Origin of the sequence: Pectobacterium carotovorum, assembly GCA_016415585.1 — a bacterium.
Lineage (GTDB): Bacteria > Pseudomonadota > Gammaproteobacteria > Enterobacterales > Enterobacteriaceae > Pectobacterium > Pectobacterium carotovorum_K.
Window position 1 is genome coordinate 821078 of the sequence record CP066552.1, and the last position, 21527, is coordinate 842604.

General features: G+C 53.9%; 14 protein-coding genes. 3 read left to right on the forward strand and 11 right to left on the reverse strand.

The genetic code is table 11. The features are described 5' to 3' along the window. Positions 1-11 precede the first annotated feature (11 nt). Both surA and lptD read right to left on the reverse strand, forming a co-directional pair. Positions 12-1307 carry a peptidylprolyl isomerase SurA gene (gene surA / locus JFY74_03640; protein QQG29166.1) on the reverse strand — a complete coding sequence of 432 codons (1296 nt, stop codon included), beginning with the start codon at positions 1305-1307 and terminating at the stop codon, positions 12-14. A 96-nt stretch (positions 1308-1403) separates the two neighbouring features. Then, the gene (gene lptD, locus JFY74_03645; GenBank protein QQG29167.1) at positions 1404-3809 is read right to left on the reverse strand and encodes an LPS assembly protein LptD; all 2406 of its coding nucleotides are present in this window, start codon (positions 3807-3809) and stop codon (positions 1404-1406) included. Positions 3810-3958: 149 nt separating this feature from the next. Between lptD and djlA the strand changes: the two genes are divergently transcribed. Then, a complete protein-coding gene (djlA, locus tag JFY74_03650) occupies positions 3959-4849 on the forward strand; it encodes a co-chaperone DjlA (protein QQG29168.1) in 891 nt (296 codons plus the stop codon). A gap of 82 nt (positions 4850-4931) precedes the next feature. On the opposite strand, the gene rluA is transcribed toward djlA, so the two are convergent. The 4 genes from rluA to JFY74_03670 all read right to left on the reverse strand — a co-directional run bounded on the left by rluA (position 4932) and on the right by JFY74_03670 (position 12902). Next, positions 4932-5585 (reverse strand): bifunctional tRNA pseudouridine(32) synthase/23S rRNA pseudouridine(746) synthase RluA, encoded by a 654-nt coding sequence (gene rluA, locus JFY74_03655; GenBank protein ID QQG29169.1) that lies wholly within the window; start codon positions 5583-5585, stop codon positions 4932-4934. Positions 5586-5753: 168 nt separating this feature from the next. Beyond that, a complete protein-coding gene (gene rapA / locus JFY74_03660) occupies positions 5754-8657 on the reverse strand; it encodes an RNA polymerase-associated protein RapA (GenBank protein QQG29170.1) in 2904 nt (967 codons plus the stop codon). A gap of 185 nt (positions 8658-8842) precedes the next feature. Continuing rightward, positions 8843-11209: a DNA polymerase II gene (locus tag JFY74_03665; GenBank protein QQG29171.1), complete on the reverse strand. Its 2367-nt coding sequence runs from the start codon at positions 11207-11209 to the stop codon at positions 8843-8845. Positions 11210-11321: 112 nt separating this feature from the next. Further along, complete coding sequence (locus JFY74_03670) at positions 11322-12902, reverse strand: GGDEF domain-containing protein (protein ID QQG29172.1); 1581 nt, start codon at positions 12900-12902, stop codon at positions 11322-11324. 359 nt (positions 12903-13261) lie between these two features. On the opposite strand from JFY74_03670, the gene JFY74_03675 reads away from it, so the two are divergent. Continuing rightward, positions 13262-14032 carry a DedA family protein gene (locus JFY74_03675; GenBank protein ID QQG29173.1) on the forward strand — a complete coding sequence of 257 codons (771 nt, stop codon included), beginning with the start codon at positions 13262-13264 and terminating at the stop codon, positions 14030-14032. 35 nt (positions 14033-14067) lie between these two features. Here the strand turns inward: JFY74_03675 and ilvN are convergent, their stop codons facing one another. Together ilvN and ilvB are read right to left on the reverse strand one after the other, a co-directional pair. Beyond that, a complete protein-coding gene (ilvN, locus tag JFY74_03680; GenBank protein QQG29174.1) occupies positions 14068-14379 on the reverse strand; it encodes an acetolactate synthase small subunit in 312 nt (103 codons plus the stop codon). A 5-nt stretch (positions 14380-14384) separates the two neighbouring features. After that, positions 14385-16049: an acetolactate synthase large subunit gene (gene ilvB / locus JFY74_03685; GenBank protein ID QQG29175.1), complete on the reverse strand. Its 1665-nt coding sequence runs from the start codon at positions 16047-16049 to the stop codon at positions 14385-14387. 517 nt (positions 16050-16566) lie between these two features. Here ilvB and JFY74_03690 point away from each other — a divergent pair. Further along, complete coding sequence (locus tag JFY74_03690; GenBank protein QQG29176.1) at positions 16567-18189, forward strand: family 43 glycosylhydrolase; 1623 nt, start codon at positions 16567-16569, stop codon at positions 18187-18189. A gap of 4 nt (positions 18190-18193) precedes the next feature. On the opposite strand, the gene thiQ is transcribed toward JFY74_03690, so the two are convergent. The 3 genes from thiQ to JFY74_03705 are packed head-to-tail and all read right to left on the reverse strand — an operon-like array spanning position 18194 to position 21454. Further along, a complete protein-coding gene (gene thiQ, locus JFY74_03695) occupies positions 18194-18904 on the reverse strand; it encodes a thiamine ABC transporter ATP-binding protein ThiQ (protein QQG29177.1) in 711 nt (236 codons plus the stop codon). Continuing rightward, positions 18891-20498 (reverse strand): thiamine/thiamine pyrophosphate ABC transporter permease ThiP, encoded by a 1608-nt coding sequence (gene thiP / locus JFY74_03700; protein ID QQG29178.1) that lies wholly within the window; start codon positions 20496-20498, stop codon positions 18891-18893. Before thiP ends, thiQ begins: the two co-directional genes overlap by 14 nt. Further along, positions 20474-21454 carry a thiamine ABC transporter substrate binding subunit gene (locus tag JFY74_03705; GenBank protein QQG30441.1) on the reverse strand — a complete coding sequence of 327 codons (981 nt, stop codon included), beginning with the start codon at positions 21452-21454 and terminating at the stop codon, positions 20474-20476. The genes thiP and JFY74_03705 overlap by 25 nt, the downstream gene beginning before the upstream one ends. Positions 21455-21527: the final 73 nt, after the last annotated feature.

The window sequence follows — 21527 nt, forward strand, 5'->3', positions numbered from 1 at the left end:
TTCAATCTGCATTAGTTACTGGCACCATTAATCACTTTGACATAGGCCGCTGCACGCTGTTCCTGCATCCAGGTTTGCGCTTCTTCAGCGAATTTACGATTAAAGATCATACGGTACGCCTGCTCTTTTTGCGCTGCGTCGGTTTTATCAACCTGACGGGTATCCAGCAGCTGAATCAGGTGCCAGCCAAAAGAGGAATGAACGGGCTGACTGATTTCGCCTTTCTTCAGTTTCAACAACGCATCGCGGAAGGCCGGATCGTACATATCTGGAGAAGCCCAGCCAAGGTCGCCGCCCTGATTTGCTGAACCTGGATCCTGAGAGAGCAGTTTGGCTTGTGAAGCGAAATCAGTGCTGCCGTTTTTGATCTGCTGTGCCACTTCGGCCAGCTTGGCTTGCGCCTGGCTGTCCGTCATGACGACAGACGGTTTGATCAGAATATGGCGAGCATGCGTTTCAGTTACCGATACGCTTTTGTTACCGCCGCGAATATCGTTCACTTTCAGAATGTGGAAACCTACACCAGAACGGATCGGGCCGACGACCTGACCTTTCTGCGCCTGTGTTAAGCGTTCGGCAAACAGTGTTGGGATCTCCTGTAGCTTGCCCCAGCCCATTTGGCCGCCTTTCAGCGCCTGAGAATCAGATGAATAAGTAATGGCCAGCTTACCAAAATCTGCGCCTTCACTGATTTGCTTCACCAGCGATGTTGCCAGATTTTCCGCTTCATCAACCTGCTGCTGAGTCGGGTTTTCCGGTAATGGGATCAGAATGTGGCTCAGGTTCAGCTCATCGTTTTCACCAGTCTGGGTGGCGATTTGCTTAGCCAGCGTATCGACTTCCTGAGGCAGTACGGTGACGCGACGACGGACTTCGTTGTTACGCACTTCCGAAATCAGCATCTCTTTGCGAATCTGGTTACGGTAGGTGTTGTAGCTCAGACCTTCATAAGCCAACTGGCTTTTTAGCTGATCCAGGGACATCCGGTTCTGAGCGGAAATATTGGTAATCGCCTGCTCTAATTGCTCATCCGTCACCTGAATGCCCATCTTCTGCGCCATTTGCAGGATGATGTTGTCCATGATCAGGCGATCGGTAATCTGATGACGTAGCGTGGCGTCATCCGGCAACTGCTGCCCGGCTTGTTGGGCGTTCAATTTTACCGACTGTAAAAGACTGTTTACATCACTTTCCAATACGACGCCGTTGTCGACCACTGCTGCGACTTTATCAACCACCTGTGGTGCTGCGAACGCGGTAGAGGCACTCAGTGCCAATCCGAGAATAAGCGTTCTCCAGTTCTTCATACCTTTCCCATTATTTCATCCGCAAGGCGGGTTAAAGTTCCAACATTTCCGTAAGACAGACTGTTTGTGTTTATCGGCCCTGCACTCTGTATGACATCAGAATGCACGCTGGTAAGGCAAAATACCTGAACGCAGCATTTTGTCGGAACCCAGACCGTAATTACTGCTTAAACCACGTAATTCAATATTAAATGACACTTGGTTGTCGTATTCACTACTGCGGCTGGCACTGTTCCAGTCGGTAATTTTGCGTTCATAACCGACGCTCACGGCCCAACAGCAAGTATTATACTGTAAGCCAATTAGCTGGTTTGCTGGCTGATTGGCTTTGGTGTCGTAGTAATAAGCCCCAACCACTGCCCAACGTTCGGCGATCGGCCAGCTCGCGGTAACACCAACCTGTGAGATACCTTGTTGGAAGCCAGGGTTCGTCACATTCGGAATCATATCCCGAATGTATTCAGGGCTGGCATAACGATAGTTTAGCTGCACCAGACGTTCTGCATCGCGGCGGTATTCTAACACGGCATCGCCCAGTGCGACTTCGTTCAGTCGATTGTCATACTGTAGACCACCGCGAATGCCCCACCCGTCATCGATTCTCAGGAAGGAGTCACCTGCCCATACCTGGCTACCGTTGTTATCGCTTTTATCGAGCGACGTATTACGGTCACCCGTGCGTGGGCGATCGAAGTAATAGATTTGACCAATAGAAGCGTTAAAACGTTCAACCAACGCATCATCATAAATACGTGTCGTGACACCCGTCGCAATCTGATTTGCGGACGCGATGCGATCCAGACCGCTGTAACTGCGATCGCGGAACAGGCCGGAATAGTCGGTCTGCATCAGCGTGGAGTCATAGGTATGAATACTGCTCTGATCGCGATAAGGGACGTACAGGTACTGCGCTCGAGGTTCCAGCGTCTGGGTATAAGCCTGCGACCAGTCCATCTCGCGCTCAAAGACCATTTTGCCATCGACTTTATATTGCGGCATGACTCGGTTAACCGAGTCTTTCAGTGCATCTTTTGTACCTTGGTCAATGTTTGGAGTCGAGGAAGCACGGTAACGATCCAGATTATCCTGCTGGTAATGCGTCGCTAATAGCTTAACTTCGGTATTCAGGCTGGCCCAGCGGTTTGCTAGCGGGAGGCTCAGCGTTGGCTCAGCATGCAGACGAGTCGCTTCTGGGCGATTGTCGTTGACGTTGGTAAATTTTACCGCCTGACCATAAAGGTGTATATCAATTGGACCGATATCATTCTGGTAATAATTGATATCGAGCTGTGGCTCAGCACGATAAACATCATGGCTAGTCGCATTAGAAAAGACCTGGAACCGTCTGCTGGACAACGTGGTGTCCCAGTTTTGGTTCGCATAGCCTGCACTGAGCTTTTGGGGGACGTAGCCATCGGTGGTCGAACCGTAATGCGAATCTAGATCGGTAAAGTAGCGGTCGTCGCTGACTTTTGTGTAGTCCGCGTTAAAACGCCACACCTGATCCATCACGCCGCTGTGACCCCAGTGGAACAACCAGCGGTTGTCGTTACTATCTTGCGGGGAGACTTTAGCGTATTCATTGTCGCTGGGCAGCCAGTCGAACTGAATGACACCAAGACCCGGTGTGGTCAGGTAGCGGAATTCGTTCTGCCACTGCATACCACGTTTAGTTTGCAGATGCGGGGTGATCGTGGCGTCAAAATTAGGGGCGATATTCCAGTAATAGGGCGTCAGCAGTTCGAAGCCATTGCTGCTACCATATTTCGCATTGGGGATCAGGAAGCCAGAGCGTCGTTTATCGCCGATAGGAAGCTGTAAATACGGGCTATAGAACACAGGTACGCCAGCAATCTTGAAACGTGCGTTCCAGATTTCAGCAACCTGCTCTTCTCTGTCTTGAATCACTTCCGAACCGACGACACTCCAGCTATTATCTCCCGGCAGACAGGAAGTGAAGGAGCCGTTTTCCAGAATGGTGTAGCGATTGCTGTCACGCATTTTCATTTTGTCGGCGGAACCACGCCCTTGACGGCCCACCATCTGATAGTCGCCTTCATAGACGTCGGTATCTTTGGTGTTCAGGTTGGCCCAGGCTTTAGGGCCTTTCAGGATGACCTGATTGTCGTCGTAGTGGACATTTCCCGTCGCGGTAATAGTACGCGTGGGTGTGCTACCCTGCGTTGCCGGATCCAACTGGTTCAGCTCCACCTGTTCGGCGGTCATGACGCTGTTACCCTGCTGGATGTTAACATTGCCGATGAATTTGGCATTGTCGGGATAGTTGGCTTCGGTTTTGTCGGCCTGAATATTGACCGGCAGCTGGTTGGGATCGCCTGTTACCAGTGGTCTGTTGTACGTAGGTACACCCAGCATGCACTGTTGAGCGAGATCGGCCAGCGCGTGCTGGCTGTAAAGCGCCGACCAAACCAGAGTGGCCAGCAGAGTTGGGAAACTTTTTTTCATACGTGGTATCAGGTGTTCCGTCATCAGGGGCATCATGCCGGCAAACGGTCAGAGACTATATCACTCGTTAGCGTTGCGCCAGTGTTAAATCCCCACCGCCTATACGCACCGCCGTTAGGTGCAAAGATAAATGACAGGTATGATAAAGCAATTTTTGGCTGACGGCATGAGGATTTGAGGAGTATATGCGGTATTGGGGAAAGTTGCTGGGGTTGGCGCTGGGAATCGTCTCAAGCGCTGGCATCTGGGGAATGGTCATGGGCTTACTGATGGGGCATTGGGTTGACAAAGCCCGGGCATCGCGTCGCCGTGATTATTTCTCCGCTCAGTCTACTCGCCAGTCATTGTTCTTTCTCACGACCTTTCAGGCCATGGGACACCTGACCAAATCCAAAGGCCGGGTGACGGAAGCCGATATCAAGATCGCAACCAAAATGATGGATCGTCTTGAGCTGTTTGGTGAGGCTAGAGCTGCCGCTCAACGGGCATTCCGCGAAGGAAAGACCACCCATTTCCCTCTGCGAATAAAATTACGCAAGCTGCGCGATGCTTGTCTGGGACGTTTTGATTTAATTAAGATGTTTCTGGAAATTCAGCTTCAGGTCGCGTTTGTTGATGGCGTTCTGCATCCGAACGAGCGACGCGTGTTGTACGTGATTGCCGATGAGCTGGGCGTGACGCGTGAGCAGTTTGAGTTTTTTCTGCGGAATATGGAAAGTACCACGGGGCAGCAGTCGCGGCAGAATCAGTCACGCCAGAACGGTAAATCGCATCAGCGCCACAGTAACGGTCACTCCAGCGGGGGCTACTCCAACGGACACTCTTATGGCGGCCAACGTCCAGCCTCACCGCCGCGAGGGCCAACAGTCGAAAGTGCCTGTCGTACGCTGGGCGTGCGCAGCAGCGATGACGCCGTGACGATTAAGCGCGCCTACCGCAAACTCATGAGCGAACATCATCCCGATAAGCTGGTCGCCAAGAAGCTTTCGCCAAGGATGATGGAGATGGCCAAACGCAAAGCGCAGGATATTCAGGCCGCCTATGAACTGTTGAAAAGCGCGAATCAGACAAAATAATCCGCATCCTTCCTCTTCTTATTACTTCCCCGTTTTACTGCTCCACCAAACCCGATTTGCAAATACCGTCAGTGAGTTTGCTTCAGAAATCCGCTTCGCAACGAAAGTGCATTGGGGTATTGAATGCTGGGTGGGTGATGGCCAGTTCTTGTGCGTGCAGTAAAAGGCGGGGGGCCAGCGCTTTGGCATCGGGATGCGCATAAAAGCCATCGCCGAGAATAGGGTGGTCCAGCGCGAGCAGGTGGACACGTAGTTGATGAGAGCGACCGGTAATCGGCATCAGTTTGACGCGTGTTGTACCGTCAGCGTCACGCGACAGTACCTGATACTCCGTCTGTGCCGATTTTCCTGTTTCAAAGCAGACTTTCTGTTTCGGGCGGTTCGGCCAGTCACAGATCAGCGGCAGATCGATGACGCCCTCATCCTGCGCCATATGTCCCCAGACGCGGGCAAGGTAGGATTTCTTGGGTTCACGCTCGCGAAACTGACGTTTTAATTCACGCTCGGCGGCTTTCGTGAGTGCAACGGCAATCACGCCGCTGGTTGCCATATCCAGACGATGCACAGATTCTGCCGTCGGGTGGTCAGCCTGAATGCGGCTCATGACGCTGTCTTTGTGTTCTGGCGCGCGGCCGGGAACCGACAGCAGACCGCTGGGTTTATTCACCACCATGATGTGCTGATCCTGATACAGAATATGCAACCAAGGATCGGTAGGTGGGTTATAGGGTTCCATCGGAGCACCTTCAGACAACATATAATGTGTGATATTAGGGAGAACACGGGGATGAGGTTCCCGCAGGGAGACCTCGCCCCGTGGTATGCCCGTGTATCTCGATTTTGCAAACAACGTGTCTTTATAACAGCGGTATGAGGTTTATGCCTATACCGCTGTCAGAAACGTTTACTGATGTGACACCACAACCAGACGAATAGCATCCAGACGCCAGTTGGCTTCGTGCAGGTTGCTCAGCACCTGCTCGCGCTGGTTTTCCAGTGCGGTCAGCTCATCTTCACGAATGTTGGGGTTGACGGCTTTCAGCGCTTCCAGACGTTCCAGTTCGCGGCGCAATTGCAGGTCAGCCTGCTCCTGAGCCTCGGTGATGAGCTGGCGCGCCTGCGTTTCTACCAGCGCTTCCGCTTGTTGCAGCATGGCGTGAACATCGGGCTGTACCGCATTCACCAGCTTGCTGGACGTATGACGGTTTACGGCGTTGAGCTGGCGGTTGAAGCTCTCAAACTCAACCTGCTCCGCCAGATTGGTGCCTTTACGGTCCATCAGCAGGCGAACCGGTGTTGGCGGCAGGAAGCGGGTCAGTTGCAGGTGTTTCGGTGCCTGTGCTTCCACCACGTAAACCAGCTCAGCCAGCAGCGTGCCGACTGGCAGCGCTTTATTTTTCAGCAGCGACACTGCACAGCTTCCGGTATCGCCGGACAGCACCAGATCGAGTCCGTTACGGATGAGCGGATGTTCCCAACTGATAAACTGTGCGTCTTCGCGAGAGAGCGCCTGATCGCGATCGAAAGTGATCGTACAGCCGTCCTGCGGCAGGCCCGGGAAATCCGGCACCAGCATATGATCGGATGGCGTTAGGATGATCAGATTATCGCTGCGATCTTCCTGATTGATGCCAACAATATCAAACAAGTTCAGTGCAAATGTCACCAGATTGACGTCATTATCCTGTTCGGCAATGGCCTGCGCTAACAGTTGAGCTTGTTCGCCACCGTTAGAATGCATTTCCAGCAGGCGATCGCGGCCTTGCTCAAGCTGTTGCTTCAGGTTGTCGTGCTGTTGGCGGCACGTATGGATAAATTCATCCAGTCCCTGCTGTTCGCCAACCGTTGTCAGCCGCTCGATCAACTGAGCATGGTGCGTATCATAAATGGTACGACCCGTCGGGCAGGTGTGCTCAAACGCATCCAGCCCTTCGTGATACCAGCGAACCAGCAACGCCTGCGCGGTGTTTTCCAGATACGGCACCAGAATCTGAATTTCTTTTGCCTGCCCGATACGGTCCAGACGACCAATACGCTGTTCCAGCAGGTCGGGGTTAAACGGCAGATCGAACATCACTAAATGGCTGGCAAACTGGAAGTTACGGCCTTCGGAACCGATCTCTGAACAAATCAGCACCTGTGCGCCTTCTTCTTCAGAAGCAAAATAGGCGGCGGCACGGTCACGTTCAAGAATCGACAGCCCTTCATGGAAGACGGCGGCGCGGATGGCTTCACGCGTGCGCAGCACTTGTTCCAGCTGTAGCGCGGTGGCTGCCTGTGCACAGATCACCAGGATTTTTTCATCACGATTGGCGGTCAGGTAGTTCAGTAACCATTCTACGCGTGGATCGAAGTTCCACCAGGTGGCATCGTCCCCTTCGAGCTGTTGATAAATTTGTTCCGGGTACAGCATGTCGCGGGCGCGGACTTCCAGCGCCTTGTTCGCGTTCATAATGCCGGACACTTTAATCGCCGTTTGGTACTGCGCCGGCAGCGGCAGGCGGATTTGATGCAGGACACGATGCGGGAAGCCTTTAACCCCCTGACGCGTGTTACGGAACAGCACACGGCTGGTGCCGTGGCGATCCATCAGCATGGTGATCAGTTCCTGACGCGCCTTCTGATTGTCATCGCTGTCGCTGTTGATGGCTTTCAGCAGTGGTTCAATGTCCTGCTCGCCCAGCAGATCGCTTAGCGCATTCAGTTCAGCCGTTTGGGCTTTTTCGCCTGCTAACAGCAGCGTGACGGCATCGGCAACCGGGCGGTACTGCTGCTGTTCAGCAACGAATTCTTGATAGTCGTGGAAACGGTTGGGATCGAGCAGGCGTAAGCGCGCAAAGTGGCTCTGTTGGCCGAGCTGTTCTGGCGTTGCCGTTAAGAGCAGAACGGCTGGCGTGGCGCGTGCCAGCGTTTCAATGGCCTGATATTCCGGGCTAGGGCTTTCTTCGCTCCAGACCAGATGGTGGGCTTCATCCACCACCAGCAGATCCCAGTCGGCGTTGACGAGCTGCGCAAAGCGCTGGGCGCTGCGTTGAACAAATCCCAGTGAGCAGATCACCAGCTGTTCAGTTTCAAACGGATTGCTGCTGTCCAGCTTGGCTTCGGCATAGCGCTCGTCGTCAAACAGTGAGAACAGCAGGTTAAAGCGGCGCAGCATTTCGACCAGCCACTGATGTTGCAAGGTTTCCGGCACGACAATCAGCACGCGACTGGCACGACCCGCCAGCAGCTGCTGGTGGATGATCATCCCTGCCTCAATGGTTTTTCCCAGACCGACTTCGTCCGCCAGCAAAACGCGTGGCGCGTGGCGTTGGCCGACTTCATGAGCGATATGAAGCTGATGGGGGATAAGGCTGGCACGCATGCCACGCAATCCGCCCCACTGTTGCAGAGCCTGCTCGTTCTGGTGCTTACGGGCGCGATAGCGCAGAGCAAAGCGATCCATACGATCGATCTGTCCGGCGAACAGGCGATCTTGCGGTTTGTTGAACGTCAGTTTGCTGTCGAGGAAGACTTCACGCAGTTCCGCCGACGTTTCATCGTCCAGGCGTTGGCCGCAATACACCAGCAACCCTTTTTCTTCTCGCACGTCATCCACTTTGAGCTGCCAGCCTTCATGGCTGGTGACGGTATCGCCGGGATTGAACATCACGCGGGTGATGGGGGCGTCGCTGCGGGAATAAAGTCGGTTTTCACCGCTGGCAGGGAAAAGCAGCGTAATCATACGTGTATCGACGGCAACAACCGTTCCCAGTCCAAGTTCGCTTTCCGTATCGCTGATCCAGCGCTGACCAAGTGTAAAAGGCATAAATTCTTAGCTCGATGTTCGTCTGTGTCGGAGGAATGTCTGATTACATTATCGGTTGCCGATAATGCTGCTGATGCAAATTCAGAAAGGGCGTTATGGTAATAGATGACGGTGCGTTCGTCACCCCTCAAACTTGCTATGGCGCGAATTAACCCCTTTCATCTAAAAACATGAATGTCTGCCATTTAAAACAGGCCCATCTGACCTGTTACCAGCGTAGCAAAATCGTCGTGCAGGAACGGTAGAATGGCATCCGCGACGGGCTGGAGCTGGCGTTCGACATAATGCTGGTAATCCAGCGGAGCATGCCGGGTTTCCAATGGTTCGGGGCCATTGACGGTCATCACATAGCTGATCCAGCCGCCGTTTTGGTATTGCAGCGGTCGTCCCTGCTGGCGGTTATAGTCATCGGCGATTTTCGCGGCTCTGGCGTGGGGCGGCACGTTGCGCTGGTAATCATCGAGCCGACGGCGCAGCCGTTTACGGTAGATCAGCAGATCGTCAAAATCCCCGTTCAGGGTACGATCGACATAATCCCTCAGCCAGTCCTGATAAGGCTGTTGCTGAAAAATCAGCAGATAGAGCTGCTGCTGAAACTGCTGCGCCAACGGTGTCCAGTCGGTACGCACGGTTTCCAGCCCTTTGAACACCATTTTTTCGCCTTGTGGCGTGTCGATCAGGCCGGCGTAGCGTTTTTTACTGCCTTGTTCCGCGCCGCGAATCGTTGGCATCAGGAAGCGGCGAAAATGCGTTTCAAATTCCAGCTCCAGCGCACTGGTCAACTGCTGAGTGTCTTGCAGGTGCTGTGTCCACCATTGGTTAACGTGTTGCACCAGCGTTTTGCCAATCTTTGCTGCTTCTTCTTCGCTATGTGCGTGCTTCAACCAGACAAAGGTGGAGTCGGTATCGCCATAAATCACCTGATAGCCCTGTTCCTCGATCAGTTCGCGCGTTTTGCGCATGATTTCATGGCCGCGTAGGGTGATGGAGGAGGCGAGACGTGGGTCGAAGAAGCGGCAGCCTGTGGCTCCTAGTACGCCGTAAAAGGCATTCATGATGATTTTTAGCGCTTGAGACAGCGGTTTATTATTGGCGCGCTTCGCCGCTTCGCGCCCTTGCCAGATTTGCTCGACAATCGCCGGTAAGCAGTGCTGTTCGCGGGAGAACCACGCGCCGCGAAAACCGGAGACTGCGTGCTGAGCGTCTGGATTCTGTGTTCCCACCACCAGCCCGACCGGGTCGATCAGGAACGTGCGGATAATCGAAGGGTAGAGGCTTTTGTAATCCAGTACGAGCACTGAATCATACAGGCCGGGACGCGAATCCATCACAAATCCGCCGGGGCTGGCTTCAAGCGCGACGTCACCGAGATTCGGGGCAACGTAACCCATGCGATGCATGCGCGGTAAATAAAGGTGGTAAAATGCTGCGACGGAACCCCCGCTGCGATCGGCTGCCAGTCCGGTGACGCTAGCGCGCTCTAGCAAAAAAGGCAGCAGCTCGGTTTTGTCGAAAATACGCGTGACCAATTCGCAGTCTTGCAGGTTATAGCGAGCGAGAGCAGGTTTATCCTCGGCAAAACGGCGGTCGATTTCATCCATTCGCTGATAGGGTGTGCCGATAGCTTTTCCTTCCCCCAGCAGCGACTGTGCGACAAATTCCAGACTAAACGAGGCAAAATTCCACGTTGCGGATTTGAGGGCTTCAATGCCGTCAATAATCAGGCGGCCGGTGGCGCTGGCAAAAAAATGCCCCTGTTTAAAGCCGTGTTCCCGCCATTCTAACGCCTGTCCGTTACGCCCCAGCTTGAGCGGAATGTTGTAGCGTTCGGCATGTTTCTGCAAGACACGTAGATCAAACTGCACCAGATTCCAGCCGATGATGGCATCGGGATCGTGCTGCTGCATCCAGGTATTCAGCTTTTCCAACAGTAGCGGGCGGCTGGCGACGTACTCAAGATTAAAATCTTCGTGTTTAGCAGGCGTGCCGTTCGGCGGGCCGAGCATGTAAACTTGACGCTGTCCGCAGCCTTCCAGCCCGATGCAGTAAAGCTCGCCGTGGCGGGTGGTCTCGATATCCAGCGACACCAGTTTGAGCGTAGGGCGATAGTCGGGATTGGGTTTCATGCGGGCTTCCGTCAGCAAGCTACCTGACGTTGGGTTACCGCTAAACCACACGGGCGCGGTGATAAAGCGCTCCATCAGAAAACGTTCCGTCGGGCGAGTATCCGCTTCGTAGACTTGAACACCTCCCTCGCGTAGCAATTTTTCCAGCCGCAGCAACTGACGATATTGTGGGCAATACAACCCCAACAGCGGCTGATGGTGGAAGTCCTGCATGGCGAGTGGTTTTAACTGCCAGCGTTTTTCCTGCTGTAAGAGCGTTCTTGCCCGAGCTTCCTGTTGCGCGGGAATAAAGGCAATGGACTCTTGTACCGGTAGCCGTGCAAGAAGTGGCCCCTCATCGGTGGCCAGCCAGAATTCAACCTGCGTGCCTGCTGGTGTGTCGTTCCAGTGGCGGGTCAGTAGAAACCCTTGACGAACCTGAGTCACTAAGCGGCCTTTTATAGCAAGCGGGATTAAGGAAGGATAGTAGGGATAAGTATGGTTATTTATACAGGTAATGTCCAGCAACATCACCTGTATATAAAGAAGGGGGATTGGATTACTGCTCTCCGCTGGAGGCAGAGACCACACGGTTGCGGCCTTCCTGTTTGGCTTGGTATAGGGCTTCATCCGCCAGTTTGAAGGTTCGCTCGATCGATATATTACTCACGCTCGGCTGCCACAGCGCGACACCCAATGAGATCGTAATGCTACCTACGACAGGAATGGTTGATTCCTGTGTGCGCTGCCGCAACCGTTCGGCAATGTTGAGTGCGACATCCAGGCTGGTTTCCGGTAGCAGGATAAGAAACTCTTCACCGCCACTGCGGCACAGAATATCTGAGTCACGCGAGCTGGTACGAATCAACTGTGACAAATAACGAATGACATTGTCCCCAACGTCATGCCCATAGGTGTCATTGATGCGTTTGAAGCGATCAATATCCAGTGCGACGACGGCAAAACTTTTCTGTCCCATCTGCCAGTAACGGAGAGCGCTATCCAACCCACGACGATTGAGCAGTTCGGTCATTGGATCTGAGTGTGCCTCAGAACGCAACTTACCAATCTTGCGCTGGAGTAGATCGATACCCAGTAACATCGCCTGTTTGAGCTGCGAAGCTTCAAAATACCAGGAGTGAATATTTCGAATATCGTCGGAAACGTCCGTTGCATCCATCTTATTGGCGCTACGCGCCAATAGCCACAGAGGCTGGGCGATGAGCCGAGCAAGCAGCCAGACGCAGAAGATGGTCAAAAGCGCGAGTGGGAGCGTGTGGCGTAACACGTTCAGCATTAAGCCATCCAACGGTTTCAGTGTAATGTCCGTTGGGCGTAACGCCACAATCACCCACTGTGAGGTTGATTCAATAGCGTAGCCTGCCAACATTTTTTCACCTAAATAGTTAGTGACATGCTGGCTACTGTTACTATCGGGCAGTGCCTCGAGTGTCAGGTCGTTGGTATCTATTTTGCCAATACGCTCCATATCACGGTGGTACAACGTCTTCCTATCTTTATCGGTGACATAGATATAAGAGCCGTCGCGGTAATAGTGTTTGTCTAATAATGTATTGAGAACGCTGGGCTGTTTAAGGTAGATCGATCCACCGATAAACCCTTTGTAGCGGCCGTCCCGTGTGAAAATCGGCGAAGATATCAGTACGATGAAGTTATTGGCGGCAGACACATAGGGCTGGCTGATAAGAGGCTGCTTTTCTTTCAGGGCTTCAAGAGCGCCGTCTGTTGTCAGGCTTTTCCCGATTAATTGGAACGTATCGGGTGACGTGGCTCTGACGATACCTTTTTCATCAGCAATGACAACAGAATTGAAGTTGCTGGTCTGTAGCCGCAGGCGGTCGGCTTCTTTAAGCAGGCTAGTCTTATCATCCATCTGGGTTGCGACGATATTGGCGCTATAGGCTAGCTGCTGCTGGGCTTCTTTAAAGAAAGAATGGGTCATTGCCGAAAGTTTGGTGGCGTAGACGCGGTTGGCTTCCAGTGTGTTATCAATCAGAAGCTCTCGTTGGACGCGATAGCTGGCATAAAAACTGTTTGCCAGCGTCACCAGTGCGCTTGCCACTGCCAGAAGTAGGATAAGACGTCGTAATCCGAAATGGTTGAGTAGTTTAAAAAACATAGTGGCAGCGCGGCACAGTGGCAAAAAATGACTGCTATCATAAGTGTTGACGCTCGTCGGTGCAAAAGAATTGAACAGAAAACGACATGACTCAAGTTGAGCTAACGGCTTGAATTGGAAAATGATATTGGGTGTGTGCTAATAATTTTAATAGTTGATATTTATCAAAATGTACATGCTTTCACCATCTGAAGGCTGAGAGAGCTTCAGTACTGGATAGATAAACCCTGCTACATATTTTCAGTAGGATATTGCTGGTTTTTGCTGTAGCGGCAGTAGAATTATGGGGAGAAATCAGGAGTTGACGGCTTCTGCTATGATCCAGACAATCCTTGTTTTTATAAAATATGGGTAGGTTTATGGAAGCGTGGCTGGATCATCTGGTTACTCAATCGCTGGCGTATTCACTGATCGCCGTCATGCTGGTTGCCTTTTTAGAATCTCTGGCTCTGGTAGGGCTGCTGTTGCCGGGAACGGTGATGATGGCAACGCTGGGAGCACTGATCGGCAGCGGACAAATGGGGCTTTACCCGGCGTGGGCGGCAGGGATTATCGGTTGCCTGCTAGGGGACTGGATTTCCTATTTCATTGGCATGCGCTTTAAGGCACCGCTGCATAACTGGTCTTTCCTGAAAAAGCATCAGGCGTTGCTGAGTAAAACCGAATATGCCCTGTATCAGCACCCGATGCCGACGATACTGATCGGGCGTTTTGTCGGCCCGACGCGTCCGCTTATCCCGATGGTGGCGGGGATGCTGGGGTTACCGCCTTATAAATTTGCCGTGCCGAATATCATCGGCTGCCTGCTGTGGCCGCCGGCTTACTTCTTACCTGGCATTCTGGCTGGCGTTGCGATTGATATTCCCGCGGGGACGAATAGCGCAGGATTTAAGTGGCTGCTGCTGATTACTGCCATCATGGTGTGGGGCGCAGGCTGGCTAAACTGGCGCTGGTGGCACAGTGATAAGCGTAAACATCATGACTGGTTTAGCAGAAAGATGCCGCTCAGACGTCTGCGCTGGGTCGCGCCCGTGATGTCTGTGGCGGCGGTTGCCTTGTCGATCGTACTGATTCAGCACCCGCTGATGCCAGTTTACCGCCATCTGCTATGGCAGGTGTTAAACGGGTAAGGTTGGGCAGGCCGGGAAAGACCCGGCCAAGCCATTTAGCAGTAGAACTCGGCGACCTGCTCGAAAATACGCATTTCTTCACCGTGACGGCGTACCTGAAGGACGTCCTCCAGTTTTTCCACCTGACTGATCATTTGCTGTAGCCGCTGGTCATCTTTGACAAGTAGCCAGATCCGGCTTTCCTCGCCATTTGCCAGCGGCATACACAGAATGCCTTCCACGTTAAATGCGCGACGGGCAAACAGGCCACAAACGTGTGACATGACGCCGGGGTGGTTGCGTACCGAGAGCTCCAGCGTGACCTGATTTGACGTTGATTGCGTTGGCGAAGTTAGTTGAATTGACATAGTCATTAATCTCCGATCATATCGATGTTCGCGGCGCCCGGTGGCACGATGGGTAACACTTTTTCATTGGCGTCAATGAGTACGTGGATCAGCGCAGGGCCTGGTTGGTTGAGCATCTCTTGCAGCGCGGCCTGTGGATCGGCGGCGGCGTTCAGATCGCAAGTTGCAAAGCCGAAGCCTGCGGCAATCGCGAGGAAATTCGCGCTGTAGCGGTAATCGGCCGCGAAGATGCGCTTCTGGAAAAACATATCCTGTTGCTGGTGAACCAGACCGAGTGACTGGTTGTTCATCAGGACGATTTTTACGTTAAGTCCTTCTTCTGCCGCGGTTGCCATTTCCTGAATATTCATCATCAGGCTGCCATCACCAGAGAAACACACCACGGTGCGATCCGGTTCAGCCAGCGCCGCGCCAATCGCCGCAGGCAGGCCAAAACCCATCGTCCCAAACCCGCCGGATGTCAGCCATTGGCGTGGACGACGCAGAGGATAAGACTGCGCGACCCACATCTGATGCTGGCCGACATCGGTCGTGATGATGGCATCATCCGTCAGCGCCTGTGCCGTGGCCTGAACCAGACCATAATGGCTCAATGGATCGTCAGCGCCCGGCATGCTGAACGGAAATTCCTGTTGCAGCCCGCAGACGGTGGCACGCCATACGTCACGCTGCTGTGGCGCAATATGTGGCAGCAGCTGATCCAGCGCTTGCGCGACATCTGCATTGATCGCCACGTGTGGCTGGCGGATCTTACCCAGTTCGGCGGGATCAATATCGATGTGAATGATGCTGGCATTCGGGCAAAACTGTTCCGCTTTACCAATCGCGCGATCGTCAAAACGCGCCCCCAGCACAATTAACAAATCTGCCTGTTGTAAGATCAGATTGGTTGATCGTGCGGCGTGCATGCCCAGCATACCGAGCGACAGGGGATGATCGACAGGCATCGTACCCAGCGCCATCAGCGTCATGGTGGTTGGCAGGCTGGAACGTTCCGCCAGTTGAACCGCCTGTTCGTGCGCGACGCCGCTAACAATCCCGCCGCCGAGATAGAGCACCGGACGCTGAGCCGCGTTAATCATGGCCGCAGCACGCTCGATTTCCTGCTGAGGGATAGCGGGTGGCGTATCGAGAGGAAAGACGTCTGGCAGTTCGCTCAGCTCAATGGTCGCATTCTGGATATCTTTTGGAATATCGATCCACACCGGACCGGGACGGCCCGACTGTGCGATGCGAAAGGCTTCTGGAATCACACGCGGCAGTTCGTTGATGTCGCGAACCAGATAGTTATGTTTGGTGACGGGAATAGAAATGCCGTAGGTGTCGACTTCCTGAAACGCATCGGTACCGATCATGCTGGAAGGCACCTGACCAGTGATACACACCAGCGGGATCGAATCCAGTTTGGCATCGGCGATGGCGGTGAGCAGGTTGGTCGCCCCCGGCCCGCTGGAAGCCATGCAAACCGCAGCGCGTCCGCTGGCTCGCGCCATGCCTTGTGCCATAAATCCAGCGCCTTGCTCGTGGCGAGCCAGAACGTGGCGAATCGTCTTACTTTGACCCAGTGCATCATATAACGGCAGGGCCGCGCCGCCGGGAATGCCCGCTACGGTGGTGATACCCTGCTGTTCGAGCAGCCGAACAATTAACTGAGCGCCTGTATAACGCATGTTTACATCCTTCATCAGGGCCGGTGCGGTGTCGGAGCGGGGAGGGTAGAAACAAGAAACCCCGCTCGGCTTGCGCCGGCGGGGTTTGAGAATCTTCGATTCGGAACCCGTTACGGCGCGCTGCCGACGACGACCACGACGACCACGCGCACGACGACGACCGCGTCAACATGCGCGGTGTGTAGTAGTGCTGAAGTGGAAGAAGTGTAGTGCGTCACGGGAATCCTATTTATGTTCAAGTTAGTTATGTTCGAACTAATTGCGGTCGAGTGTTGTGTTTGAATGAGTTATTCAATCGCCAATTCATATAAGCACAGCAGCACAAAAAGACACAATACCTACAAGGGATAAAAACTGAATATGTCGAAGTGGTCACAATATATTGAAAATGGCACAGTGTTATTACCGCCTGATTTTTCGCCGTATAACCGAGAGAAGCGTGATTACTTTCACAATTGGAACAGGGTTTCAATGTTATAAATTATAAAATAATCATTGGGATAGTGGGTGGTGACAAATGGGCGTGTCCCGAGTGGTAGGGAAAGGCGTATTGAGCGGTATCTTATTGATGGCAGTGGGTATTGGTCAGGCGATAGCCTGTCAGGCTGGCCCTGCCAATGAATGGATGCGGGGTATTGAACAGCAGCGGCAGGCGGATTTGGGCAATGGCTGTTATCTCAATCCGATTATTGCGGGCGATCATCCTGACCCCACGATTATCAAGGATGGGGATGACTATTACATGACGTTCTCGTCATTTGACGACATTCCCGGACTGCTGATTTGGCACTCGCGTGATTTAGTGAACTGGGAACCGCTTGGCCCGGCGATAACGACACCCGTTGATGCCATCTGGGCGCCGGATTTGGTGAAGCACAACGACAAATACTATATCTACTTCACCACGAACCGGATCATCGACGCCAAAGGGACGAAAAAGAAAACGCTGTATGTGATTACCGCTGATGACATTCATGGCCCGTGGACGCCACCGAAAGATACCGGCTTGAAAAATCCGGCCAGCGATCCCGGCCATGTAGTAGGGGAGGACGGTAAGCGTTACATCTTTATGTCTGGCGGCAACCGCGTGCAATTAACGGACGACGGGCTATCGACGGTCGGTGAAATGGCGGTGGTCTATCAGGGATGGCAGTACCCGGAAGAGTGGGATGTGGAAAGCTTCTCGCAGGAAGGGCCGAAGATGCTGCGCCACGGTGACTACTTCTACATGGTGCTGGCGGAAGGTGGAACGGCTGGGCCTCCGACCGGACACATGGTGATTGCCGCCCGATCGAAATCGATCAATGGGCCGTGGGATAATTCGCCGCATAACCCGATTATCCGCACGCAGGATCGTTCAGATAAATGGTGGTCGCGCGGCCATGCGACGCTGATCGAAGGGCCGGATAAAAGCTGGTACATGGTGTATCACGGTTATGAAAACGGCTTTATGACACTGGGGCGGCAGGCAATGCTGGAGCCGATCGTCTGGGGTGATGATGGCTGGTTTACATCCGCTGGATTCGATACCGGCAAACCGATTCGCAAGCCGGAAGGCGGCGAGGCGGTGCCTCACGGCATCGGCTGGTCTGATAGCTTTACCGACGAGAAATTTCCGGCTCGCTGGCATTTCTACCGCGCCAATGCGGAGGAATTGAAACGGGTCACGCTCAGTGAGGGCAAGCTGCACCTGAAGGCAAAAGGCACGTCGCCGAAGGACAGCGCGCCGCTCACGATGATTCCTGGCGATCAGGCTTACCAGATTGAAGTCACGGCGAATTTTGCCCCCGGCGCACAGGCAGGGTTGCTGCTGTTCTATAACGCGAAGCTATACGTCGGGCTGTCGTTTAATCAGGACGGCACCGTAATGCACCGCTACGGGCTGGAAAGGGCGGAGAAGAAACTGCCGCATATTACGGGTAACGAGGTGCAGATTCTGATGAAAAACGATCGCCACATTGTGACGTTCTACACCCGCACCTCAGATCAGGAACCGTGGAAGAAATATCCGGTGCAGATGGAAGTGTCCGGCTACCATCACAACGTCGCGTATGATTTCCTCAGTCTGCGGCCTGCACTGTATGCTTCAGGCGAGGGTGACGTCACGTTCAGCAACTTGCGCTATCAGGCTTTGCCTTAATTCTTCAATCCGAAGGCGGACGTGAAATTCCCAGGATGGCGGCCGCTTCGGCGCTGCCATCCTGTAGCGCCTGAGTCGGCCCATCATAATAAATCTGCCCGTCCACGATCAGCACCGTACGTTTTGCGATCCGCATGGCATCATCCAAATTGTGGGACACCATCAACAGCGTGAATTGACGCTCCTCACACACGCTTTCAACTAGATCGAGCATCTCCTGACGCAGCGCGGGATCGAGTGCCGAGAACGGTTCATCCAATAGCAGAATCGGCTGATGACGCACCAGACAGCGTGCCAATGCCGCGCGCTGGCGCTGTCCGCCAGAAACCTGCGAGGGTAGACGATCCAGAAGATCGGCCAGACCGACCCGATCGGCAATCTGCCGTAACGTCTCGCGCTGTTCTGCACTAAGCCGCAGGCCGGGGTGTAGCCCCAGCGCGATGTTTTGCCCAATTGTCAGATGAGGAAACAGGTTATTTTCCTGAAACAGAATCGAAACTGGTCGTTTAGCGGGAGGCGCCTCGCGGTGAGATTCTCCGTTAAGCCGTAATTCCCCGCTGTCTGCCATCAGGAAGCCCGCAACCAGATTCAGCAGCGTACTTTTCCCTGCGCCGCTGGGGCCGAGGATAGCGATGCGCTCGCCCGGCCTGACGTGAAAATCAAAGCGCATGGGCAAGTGTTGATAGAAGTAGGTCAATTTCTCAAGCGCGATCATGACGGCCTGCCAGTTTCTCAATCAGGGTAAATAACATAAAGCACAGCAGCATTAAGAGTAGCGCCGTGACTGCGCCGTCGGCGCTGCGATAGGAACCAATTTGCTGGTACAGATAGAACGGCAACGTGCGGAACTGCTCATTACCAAACAGCGCAATGACGCCGAAATCACCAATCGACAGCACGCAGGCAAAAGCCAATGCCTGCGCCAGCGGCTGTTTTAGCGCGGCGAGTTCGATCAGTCTCAGCCGCTGCCAGCCGCGAATATCCAGTGACGTGCAGAGTCGGTTGTAGCGTTCGGCAACGTCCAGCATCGGGTTTTCCAGCACTTTTATCGCGTAGGGAATTGCCATCAGCGCGTTGGTGAACACCACCAGTGCGTAAGGAGATTGCGGTAGCCCGATACTGTTGTTCAGCAGCAGGAAAAAGCCGGTTGCCAGCACAATGCCCGGCATGGCGAGGATGAGCATACCGCTCAGGTTCATTAACTGCCCGTAGAGTGGTTTCTGGCGTAATTTTAGCTCGCGGCTGCTCCAGAGCAGCATCATGGTTAGCACCAGACACAGGAGTCCCGCGCCTAAGGCAATGCGCAGCGAGGTAAACAGCGTTTGCCAGAGTACAGGCTGTTGCAGCACGGTAACCAGCGATCGGTTTACGCCATCCACCACCACGGCCAGTAAAGGTGGGATGACCAGCAGCAACAGCGCACCAATCAGCAGGCCATCGGTGAGGCGGCTTAAGGCGCTATCCTGAGGATTGCGCCAGGCAAGCTGTTGTGTGCTGCCGACGGGTAGAATGCGCCCCAGTCGCTGGCTCAGCAGCACCAAACCAAGACAGCAAACCATTTGAATTAACGCCAGCAGCGCCGCGCGCCCCGGATCGTAATCAAAGCTTAATGCCTGATAAATAGCCAGCTCGATCGTGGTTGCCTGCGGGCCGCCGCCCAGCGACAGCACTGTGGCAAAGCTGGCGAAGCAGAGCATAAAAATCAGTGCGCCAGTGGGTAAAATCTGTCGGCGCAGAGCGGGCCATTCCAGCAGGCGGAAATGCTGCCAACTGTTCATACCCAAATTGGCGGCCAACTGACGCTGCTCGGTAGCGATGCCTTCTAACGACTGCAACAGCAATCGGGTCGCCAGCGGCAGGTTGAAGAAGACGTGCGCCAGCAGGATGCCCTGCAACCCATAGGGCGAAAACGTGTATTTCAGGTCAAACCAGCCCAGCGCAGAGGCCAGCCAGCCTTGCCGACCATAAACGCTGAGCAGGCCAAAAACAGCGACCAGCACCGGCAGCACCAGCGTCATTGCGCACAGGCGTAGCAGCCAGCGATGGCCGGGAAAGCGCCGTCGATACAGCGCTCTGGCAAGGAAGATCGCCGGAACGGTAGAAAACAGCGCAGAGAGAAAGGCCTGCCAGAAGGTAAACCGAATGACATGCCAGAGATAGCTGTCATGCCATAGCGTACGCCACTGGCTTTCGGGCGCCTGTAGCCATAGCGCGCCGAAAGCCAGGACGGCAACGGAAATTAACAGCGTTGTGGCCAGTAGCCCCGGCCACAGACGTCCGCCGATCAGTGGCTGACGGCGCGTTGCCATGCCTGAATCCACTGCGTCCTTTGGTCGGCAACTTCCTGTGCGCTGAACTGCATGGCTTTCTCAGGAACCGCGAGCGCAGCGAAGCCTGCTGGCAGGTCGGTTTTAACCGCTGGATACATCCAGTTTGTGGTAGGGATAGCCTGCTGGAAGGCTGGGCTCAGGATGAACTGCATAAAGCGTTTTGCCAGTTCGGGATTTTTGCTGGAAGCCAACTGCCCGGCGATTTCAATTTGCAGATAGTGCCCTTCGCTAAAGGTGGCCGCCGCGTAGTTGTCTTTCTTTTCTTCAATGATGTGATAGGCCGGTGACGTGGTGTAGCTCAGCACCAGATCCGCTTCCCCTTTCAGGAACAGACCGTAGGCTTCACTCCAGCCTTTGGTTACGGTAACGGTTTTCTTCGCCAGCTTCTGCCAGGCTTGTGGCGCATCGTTGCCGTACACTTTCTGCATCCACAGCAGTAAGCCCAGTCCCGGCGTGCTGGTGCGCGGATCCTGATAGATCACTTTCCACGGTGCATTGCTGTCCACCAGCTCATGCAGGCTTTTCGGCGGGTTTTTCAGCGTGTCTTTGTTATACACAAACGCAAAGTAGCCGTAGTCGTAAGGAACGAACGTCTTATTGCTCCAGCCGCCTGGCACCGTGACGGCACGGGTGTCCTGACCGTGTGGCGCAAACAGGCCGGTTTGCTCTGCTGCCTGCAATAGATTGTTGTCCAGCCCCAGAATGATGTCCGCTTTGCTGTTTTTGCCTTCCATACGCAGACGGTTTAGCAGCGAGGCACCGTCTTCCAGTGCGACAAAATTCAGTTCGCACTCACACTCTTTTTCAAATGCGGTCTTGATGACAGGGCCCGGACCCCATTCGGAAGCGAATGAATCATAGGTATAAACGGTAAGCGCAGGCTTGGCGAAAGCCGAAGCAGAGAGCAGTAACAGGCAAGGCAGGCTGATTTTCAGCGCGGTGGCTGAACGGTGTAGTAATTGATTTAACACTTTGCACTCCTGAGAATCATAGGGTGGCAAAGGACTT